We start from the raw sequence: 7,738 nt of genomic DNA on the forward strand, positions 1-7,738 counted from the left end.
CCAGACCCTGGGCTTGCGGCCCGCGCGACGGCGCTCAACCTAGGGGAGCCACGCCAGCCGGCTCATCCCTTCACCCAACCCTCCCAGCACCCCTCCCAGCACCCTGCGATGAGCTCCGCGCCGGCCCCTGCGCCCCTGTCCAGCCCCGAACGGATCCTCGTGGTGGGCGGCGGTGGCCGCGAGAACGCCCTCGCCTGGGCCCTGGCCCGCTGCCCTGGCGTGCAAGGGGTCTGGGTGCGCCCGGCAACGGCGGCACCTCGGAGCTGGCCGGCTGCCATCAGCTGGAGATTCGCGAGAGCGACCCTGACGGCCTGCTGGAGACCTGCCTGGAGCACCGCGTGAACCTGGTGGTGGTGGGTCCCGAAGCCCCCCTGGCCGAAGGCCTGGCGGACAGGCTGCGGGCCGCGGGCCTGGCGGTGTTCGGCCCGGGCGCCGACGGGGCCCGACTGGAGGCCAGCAAGCATTGGGCCAAGGCCCTGATGCAGGAGGCGGGTGTGCCCACGGCGGGCTACTGGCCCGCCGGCAGCCGCGAGGAAGCCCTGGCGGTGCTGGAGGCGCAGGGTCGGCCGCTGGTGGTGAAGGCCGACGGCCTTGCCGCTGGCAAGGGCGTGACCGTGGCCGACACTGTGCTGGAGGCCCGTGAGGCGATCGAGGCGATCTTCAGCGGCCGCTTCGGCACGGCCGCCGGCAGCTCCGTGGTGCTGGAGGAGCGCACCCACGGGCCCGAGGTGTCGGTGTTCGCCCTCACCGACGGCGAGCGCATGGTGCTGCTGCCCCCCGCCCAGGACCACAAGCGCATCGGCGAGGGGGATACGGGTCCCAATACCGGTGGCATGGGGGCCTACGCACCGGCACCGCTGCTCGACCGGGACGGGCTCGAGCAGGTCCGAAGCCTGGTGCTGGAGCCCACCCTGGCGTCACTGCGGGCCCGTGGCATCAGTTACCGCGGCGTGATCTACGCCGGTCTGATGCTCACAGCCAGCGGTCCCAGCGTGATCGAGTTCAACTGCCGCTTCGGCGATCCGGAGTGCGAAACCCTGATGCCCCTGCTCGGGCCTGAGCTCGCGGCGGTGCTGCTGGCCTGTGCCCTGGGCCGACTCGACCGGGCGCCACGGCTCACGATCCAGCCTGGCTGCAGCGCCTGCGTGATCGCCGCAGCCGAAGGTTACCCCGGCAGGATCCGCAGGGGCGATGCGATCGAGAGCAGCCTTTGCACCAGCGACACCCTGCAGTTGTTCCATGCCGGCACCGAGCGCGATGCCGACGGACGCTGCCGCACCAGCGGCGGCCGGGTGCTTGCGGTGGTGGCCCAGGCCGGCGACTTTGATGCCGCCTTCGAACGGGCCTACGACGGCCTGGCCCAGGTGAGATTCGAGGGCATCACCTTCCGGCGCGACATCGGCCACCAGGTGCGCAGCCGATGAGCGAGGCCGCTCCCGCCAACACCAACCCCGACTCGGGCCCCCGCCCGTGGCGCCAGCGCCTGGAACGCTGGTGGGCCGAATTCAGCCTGCAGACCAAGCTGCTGGCCGTGGCCACCCTGGTGGTGAGCCTGCTGATGACCGGCATCACCTTCGGTGCCCTCAACGGCATCCAGCGTGACGCCCGCATGAGCGACACCCGCTATGCCCGCGACCTGGGGCTACTGCTCGCCGCCAACGTCACCCCCCTGGTGGCCGAGGGCGATGACCGCCAGCTCGCCACCGTGGCCGAGCGGTTCTGGCAGACGAGCCGCAGCCTCCGCTACATCTTCTTCGCCGATCCCGAGGGGATCATCTACCTGGGCATCCCGATCGATACGGGCAGCAGGAGCGGCACGAGTAGCGCCCCCAGTAGCAGCTCCAGCAGCAGTGAATTGCTCTTGAGCCGCCGTCTCGAGCTGCCTGCCGACCTCCAGAAACGTGTCGACAGCCCCCTGGTGCGCCAGCACCTCACACCTGACGGGCAGGTCACGGATGTCTTCGTCCCCCTGGTCAGCGAGGGGCGCCAGCTCGGTGTGCTGGCACTCGGGATCAATCCCAACGAAACGCTGATCGCCAGCGCCGCCCTCACCAGGGAGGTGACCGTGGCGGTGTTCATCTCGATCTGGGTGCTGGTGATCCTGGGTTCGGTGTTCAACGCCCTGACCATCACCGAGCCGGTGAAGGAGCTGCTGCGGGGGGTGCGGCAGATCGCCGGCGGCAACTTCGAGGCTCGCATCGCCCTGCCGGTGGGGGGCGAGTTGGGCGAGTTGCTGGACGGTTTCAACACGATGGCGGCCCAGCTGGAGGCCTACAAGGCGGCCAACATCGAGGAGCTCGAGGCGGAGCAGGTGAAGCAGCAGTCGCTGATCGCCACCATGGCCGATGGCGCCGTTCTCCTCGATGCCACCGGCGCGATCGTGCTGGTGAATCCTACCGCCCGGCGTCTGTTCCGCTGGGAGGGCCGCAATCTCGAGGGCAATGACCTGATCGGGGAACTGCCGGAGCGGGTCGCCCTGGAACTGCAGGCCGCGCTGGAGAGCGTGATCAGCAGCGAGCGGGACACGACCGACGTGCGCTGCAGCTTCGGCGAACCGCCTCGCACCCTGCGGATCGTGCTCCAGGCCGTCCGCGATGTGAGCGGCGAGAGCCTCAAGGGGATCGCCATGACCGTGCAGGATCTGACCCGGGAAGTGGAACTCAATGCCGCCCAGAGCCGTTTCATCAGCAACGTCTCCCATGAGCTGCGCACGCCTCTGTTCAACATCAAGAGCTACGTGGAGACCCTGCACGATCTGGGCGACCAGCTCAGCGAGGCGGAGAAGCGGGAGTTCCTGGGCATCGCCAATGCGGAGACCGACCGGCTCACCCGCCTCGTCAATGATGTGCTCGATCTCTCAAGGCTGGAGTCTGATCGGCAGTGGAACTTCGAGCCGCTTGAAATCGCGCCTGCAATCGAGCAGACCCTGCGCACCTATCGGCTCAATGCCGACGACAAGGGTGTGAGCCTGGAGCACAGCCTCGACCCCCAACTGCCGCGTGTGCTCGCCAACTGGGATCTGCTGCTGCAGGTGTTCGACAACCTGGTTGGCAATGCCCTCAAGTTCACCCCACCGGGAGGCCGGCTGCAGGTGCGGGCCTACCCCTGGCCCGACCGCTGCGCCTGATACCCCCTCAACCGGGCAAGACCGAGCATCCGAGCTGCATGCTGAGCGGCTCGCTGCCGCGCCTGCGCATCGAGATAGCCGACACCGGCTGCGGCATCGCCGAAAGCGATCAGCAGCGCATCTTCGAGCGCTTCTTCCGGGTCGAGAACACGGTTCACACCGAGGCCGGCACCGGACTCGGGCTGTCGATCGTGCGCGGGATCCTGGAGAAGCACGGCAGCAGCGTGCGGATGGTGAGCGAACCGGGCGTGGGCACGACCTTCTGGTTCGATCTTCCCCTGGAGCATTCCGATGGTGACGAACTGCGGCTGCTGGCGGAACGCAACAAGGGGAGGTCGGAGAGCGGCGCGACCTCGATCTGACCGGGCCAGACCGGGTGCCCCGGGCTCAGTCGGCCTCCACACCCCGCACGATCCGGGCGAGTTCACTGCGTTCATCGATGCTGATGCGGTGGGGCACGCCGGAGATGATGCGCTCGAAGTTGGAGAAGGAATCCTTGATTTCCGGACCGTTACTGGTGATCACGAACTCTCGGATACCCTTGTCGTGCCAAGATCCGCGCATTTTGAACACGTTCANGGCGCGCGCCATCTCGCCACGGATCTCCACATACTGCAGCAGCAGGATCGTGTCGGTGATTGTGGAGATGTGGGAGTCGGTGATCGAGTGGCTGCCCATGAACTCCTCTGAGGTGTTCGTGAAGAAGCCTGCGATCTCCTCCTGCTTGGCATAACCGGTCACACCAATCACAAACTGACGGAAGGCATTGTGGCTGACGCCTCGGGCCAGAGCACTGAGCGAGTCGATCGCCATTCGAGAGGGCTTGAACTGACTGATCTCGGTCTTGATGATCTGCAGGTGATCCTCGAGTCCGGTTGATTCGGGATANGCGCAGATGATCTTGAGCAAACCGTCCTGCTCCATCTGCTCAAAGTCGATGCCCCAGCTGGTGGCGTTGCGCAGCAGCTGGGCCCGGGATTCCTCATAGGCGAACAGCATGGCGCGCTCCTTGCTGCGGCAGGCATCCTCCACGAACTTCGAGACCAGCAGGGTCTTGCCGGTGCCGGTGGCGCCCGTGGCGAGGATGATCGAATCCTTGAAGAAGCCACCCCCGCACATCTCATCGAGCTTGGGTACTCCGGAGCTGAGCCGCACGTTGGAGCTGCGCTGGGTGAGGCGCATCGCCCCGAGGGGGAAGACGCTCATGCCATGGCTGCCCATCGTGAAGGGGAACTCCCCCTTCATGTGGGTGGTGCCGCGCAGCTTGAGGATCTCGACGGTGCGCCGCCGCCGCTCTCCCTCCAGCACGTTGCGCAGGATCACCACATTGTCGGACACGAACTCCTCAACGCCGTAACGGGCGATCGGGCCGTATTCATCGATCCGCTCGGTGGTCATCACCGTGGTGACGCCGATCTCCTTGAGCCGCGCGATCAGTCGGAAGATCTCACGCCGCACCACAGAGACGGCGTCATACTGCTGAAAGACAGCGGTGATGGAATCAATCGCGACCCGCCGCGCCTTGTATTTGCGAATCGCGTAGTTGATCCGCTCAATCAAGCCGGAGAGATCGAAGCTGCCTGCTACATCCTGACCCTCCGGGTCTGGCGAGGCATCAAGGATGAACAGCTTGTCCTGCTCGACCATCTCCTGCAGATTCCAGCCGAAGCTGGCGGCATTGCGCAGGATGTCGAGCGGCGACTCCTCGAAAGTGACAAGGATACCTGGTTCATTGTATTGGCGAATCCCGTTGTAGAGGAAATTCAGCGACAACACGGTCTTGCCCGTACCGGAGGTGCCGCTGACAAGCGTGGAGCGCCCGATCGGCAGGCCGCCATGACAGACGTCATCAAAGNCCTCGATTCCGGTGGGCAGCTTCTGCACCTGCATCAGCGGGGCTGGGGTGGCACTGGTATCCGTCATGAACGCGGCAGGATGGAACGGGCGATGGAAGACAACAAGGGGCAGATGACGGCCGAGCTATCCCGTTGGCTCCTCCGAGGCGGGAGCTGCGGTGGAGCTGTCGGGGACATGCAGGTCCTGGGCCAGCAGAGCGTCATCGGAAAGCTCCTCATAGAGCAGGTCCAGACCGATGAGAACGCGCTCACGGTCACTGAGATCGCCGATGATGCGCCGCACCGGTGGCGGCAGGATCTTGGCCAGGGTGGGCGTGGCAAGAATCTTGTCCTCCTCGGCCAGCTGCGGATTCTTGAGAACGTCAATCACCTTGAGGGCATAGACACCCTGAAACTCTGTTTCCAGGATGTTGCGCAGTGTTTTGAGCGCACGCATCGAATTGGGCGTGTTGCCCGCCACATAAAGCTTCAGGATGTAGGTTTTGCGTGGTGACATCGATCAGGCCTCCATTCAGGCTAGAGATGAATCGGCGCCGGACATCAGCGGCAGACCCGGGATCGGCGCATCGGGCGGAATGGAACGCCGATACATCTCACAAAGGTGGGCCATCACATCCAGAAGGGCGAGCCGGTAATCCTGAAGAAACTCGATCTTGTGCCCTTCCAGCTTGAGCTGCTTGGCAAAATCATCAATGAGATTCATGTGAATCTCAACAGTCTTGGTGATCGGCAGATCGCTGAAGAAGGCGGTGTTCACGAAACTCTCAAGGGCCTGGTTGGCGGCTGCGGGATCACGGAAGTAGCTCAGCAGCAGGTCCCGGTAGGTGCGCTTCAGGGAGCGCACCAGGTCGTCGCTCTCGCCGCTGGGCAGGTTGCGCAGGAAGCGCGAGGGATCGCGCTTGTAGAACACGCCCAGGAAGCCGAGGCGATCCTTGAGGCGATTGGCCAGCTTCCAGCGCTCGGGCGTGCCACTGCCCGACTCGGCACCACTGTCGGACGGGCTCCCGGCATCGACGCCGGGACCATGGCGCAGGAAGCGGGACACCGCCGCATCCAGGCTGTAGCTGAGCTGCTCGAGCTGATCCGGCGGCAGATGCACCTCAGCGCCGTGCAGCTCGGTGCTGCCGCTCACCTCCCCGATCACCACGACCGGCAGCAGCAGGCCGATCTCGCGCAGAGCCTGGCAGGCATCCGCCTGCAGCAAACCCTGCTCCAGCAGCAGGGCGTCGAATTCATCACGGCGCCGCTCCAGATCCCGCACCGGGTCACCCGAGACATCCACCGGTTCGAGCCNGCAACGGCCTCCCTCCAGCCAGCGGGTGCAGGCGGCCAGCAGTCGGGGATTGCGGATCAGGGCTGCAACCGTGAGAGCCGGTTCGGTCATGGACCGCGCCAGGGACCTTCAAATGTTGACGAAAGGAAGGCTGGAAGCGGAGGATTGTTGTTTGTCTTCCGTTTGTGCGTCAGGCCCAATGGAGCGCTCCCAATCCCGGGACTGCGCACCTGCCTGACCACGCCCAGCTCCCCATGAGTTCCGCCACTCCCTCCAGCAGCGCCCCGAGCGTCGAGGCCGGGCCCTACGCGATCGTCGAGTCCTCCGGTCAGCAGTTCTGGCTGCAACCCAACCGCTACTACGACCTCGACCGGCTCGCGGCCGAGGTCGACAGCACCGTGACGCTCGACAACGTGCTGCTCGTGAACGACGGCAAGGCGGCCACCCTCGGCCAGCCCTACGTCAGCGGGGCCAGCGTTGAACTCAAGGTGATGGCCCACCGCCGCGGCCCCAAGATCATCGTCTACAAGATGCGTCCCAAGAAGAAGACCCGTCGCAAGAATGGCCACCGCCAGGAGCTCACTCGCGTGATGGTGCAGTCGATCAGCCTCGGCGGCAAGAAGCTGGGCTGATCTCCCGACCGGTTCCGACGTTTTCCTTCCCAGATTCCCCATGGCCCACAAGAAAGGCACAGGTTCCACACGCAACGGCCGCGACTCCAACGCCAAGCGTCTCGGCGTGAAGCGCTACGGCGGTGAGAGCGTCAGCGCCGGCTCCATCCTCATCCGTCAGCGCGGCACCTCCGTGCTGCCCGGGGACAATGTGGGTCGCGGCTCGGACGACACCCTCTACGCCCTGGTGGATGGGGTGGTGAGCTTCGACACCATCAAGCGCGGCCTGCGCAGCCGCAAGCGCATCAACGTGGCCCTGGGCTGAGCAGGCGTTCAGGGCATCAGCCGATAGGCACGCGTGGTGATCAGAAAGGGGTGAAACACCTCGAGGAAGCGGCTCTGGAGGATGCGGAAGAACCGCTCCACCAGGGCCGGATCATCGAAGTGGAAGGGGTATTCACCGTTGAACCCCTTGAAGAAGTACCAGTTGAGCAGTGCAATCGCCCCGGGATTCATCCTGGCGGCGAACTGTTCCAGTTGGCCGCCAGGATCGCTGAGATGCTCAAGCACATCGAGGCACACGATCGTGTCGAAGCGATCCGGCAGCCCCTCAGCCTCCAGATCGCGGAAACAGCGCAGTTTCGCGCTGAGGCCGAAGGTCTCGGCTCGGGCGACGACGAAGGCGCGGTTGTGGGGGTTGAGGTCCACGAACCAGACCGCCTCCACCTCGGGAAGGGCTGCAGCAGCCAGGGCATGGCTGCCGATGCCCCCACCGAAATCAAGCACCTGACCACGGGCGAACCGCTGCTGCAGGCGGAGCGTGTCGGCGATGTAACCGGCGCTGNCGAGGTGCCAGGCCGCCAGCTCGAGC

Annotated in this window: 6 protein-coding genes and 2 pseudogenes; 4 read left to right on the forward strand and 4 right to left on the reverse strand. The window is 65.5% G+C overall.

Translation table 11 applies throughout. From position 1 onward, the window contains the following. Positions 1-108: 108 nt before the first annotated feature. Positions 109-1,424 (forward strand): annotated as a pseudogene (gene purD, locus SYNGFB01_RS00190) (phosphoribosylamine--glycine ligase). Beyond that, positions 1,421-3,489 (forward strand): annotated as a pseudogene (locus SYNGFB01_RS00195) (ATP-binding protein). The pseudogenes purD and SYNGFB01_RS00195 overlap by 4 nt, the downstream one beginning before the upstream one ends. Before the next feature lie 25 nt (positions 3,490-3,514). On the opposite strand, the gene kaiC reads toward SYNGFB01_RS00195, so the two are convergent. Genes kaiC through SYNGFB01_RS00210 form a run of 3 tightly spaced genes read right to left on the reverse strand, consistent with a single transcriptional unit; the run spans position 3,515 to position 6,367 of the window. Beyond that, on the reverse strand, positions 3,515-5,050 hold the full coding sequence (gene kaiC, locus SYNGFB01_RS00200; protein ID WP_048016431.1) for a circadian clock protein KaiC: 1,536 nt from the start codon (positions 5,048-5,050) through the stop codon (positions 3,515-3,517). Between the two features lie 57 nt (positions 5,051-5,107). Then, complete coding sequence (gene kaiB / locus SYNGFB01_RS00205) at positions 5,108-5,479, reverse strand: circadian clock protein KaiB (RefSeq protein WP_048016432.1); 372 nt, start codon at positions 5,477-5,479, stop codon at positions 5,108-5,110. A 15-nt stretch (positions 5,480-5,494) separates the two neighbouring features. Continuing rightward, positions 5,495-6,367, reverse strand: a complete 873-nt coding sequence (locus tag SYNGFB01_RS00210; RefSeq protein ID WP_048016433.1) for a circadian clock protein KaiA — start codon at positions 6,365-6,367, stop codon at positions 5,495-5,497. Positions 6,368-6,510: 143 nt separating this feature from the next. Between SYNGFB01_RS00210 and rplU the strand changes: the two genes are divergently transcribed. Together rplU and rpmA are read left to right on the forward strand one after the other, a co-directional pair. Further along, complete coding sequence (gene rplU, locus SYNGFB01_RS00215) at positions 6,511-6,888, forward strand: 50S ribosomal protein L21 (RefSeq protein WP_048016434.1); 378 nt, start codon at positions 6,511-6,513, stop codon at positions 6,886-6,888. A gap of 40 nt (positions 6,889-6,928) precedes the next feature. Then, positions 6,929-7,192 carry a 50S ribosomal protein L27 gene (gene rpmA, locus SYNGFB01_RS00220; RefSeq protein WP_048016435.1) on the forward strand — a complete coding sequence of 88 codons (264 nt, stop codon included), beginning with the start codon at positions 6,929-6,931 and terminating at the stop codon, positions 7,190-7,192. Positions 7,193-7,200: 8 nt separating this feature from the next. Here the strand turns inward: rpmA and SYNGFB01_RS00225 are convergent. Then, positions 7,201-7,738, reverse strand: a 538-nt coding sequence (locus SYNGFB01_RS00225; protein ID WP_048016436.1) for a bifunctional 2-polyprenyl-6-hydroxyphenol methylase/3-demethylubiquinol 3-O-methyltransferase UbiG, incomplete at its 5' end; no start/stop codon positions are given.

This window comes from Synechococcus sp. GFB01 (assembly GCF_001039265.1).
Taxonomy (GTDB): Bacteria; Cyanobacteriota; Cyanobacteriia; order PCC-6307; family Cyanobiaceae; genus NIES-981.

What these genes read in the sequence shown, in the direction of transcription:
- kaiB (WP_048016432.1), bottom strand. Translation starts at nt 5,479, where the DNA reads ATGTCACCACGCAAAACCTACATCCTGAAGCTTTATGTGGCGGGCAAC.
- rplU (WP_048016434.1), top strand. Translation starts at nt 6,511, where the DNA reads ATGAGTTCCGCCACTCCCTCCAGCAGCGCCCCGAGCGTCGAGGCCGGG.
- rpmA (WP_048016435.1), top strand. Translation starts at nt 6,929, where the DNA reads ATGGCCCACAAGAAAGGCACAGGTTCCACACGCAACGGCCGCGACTCC.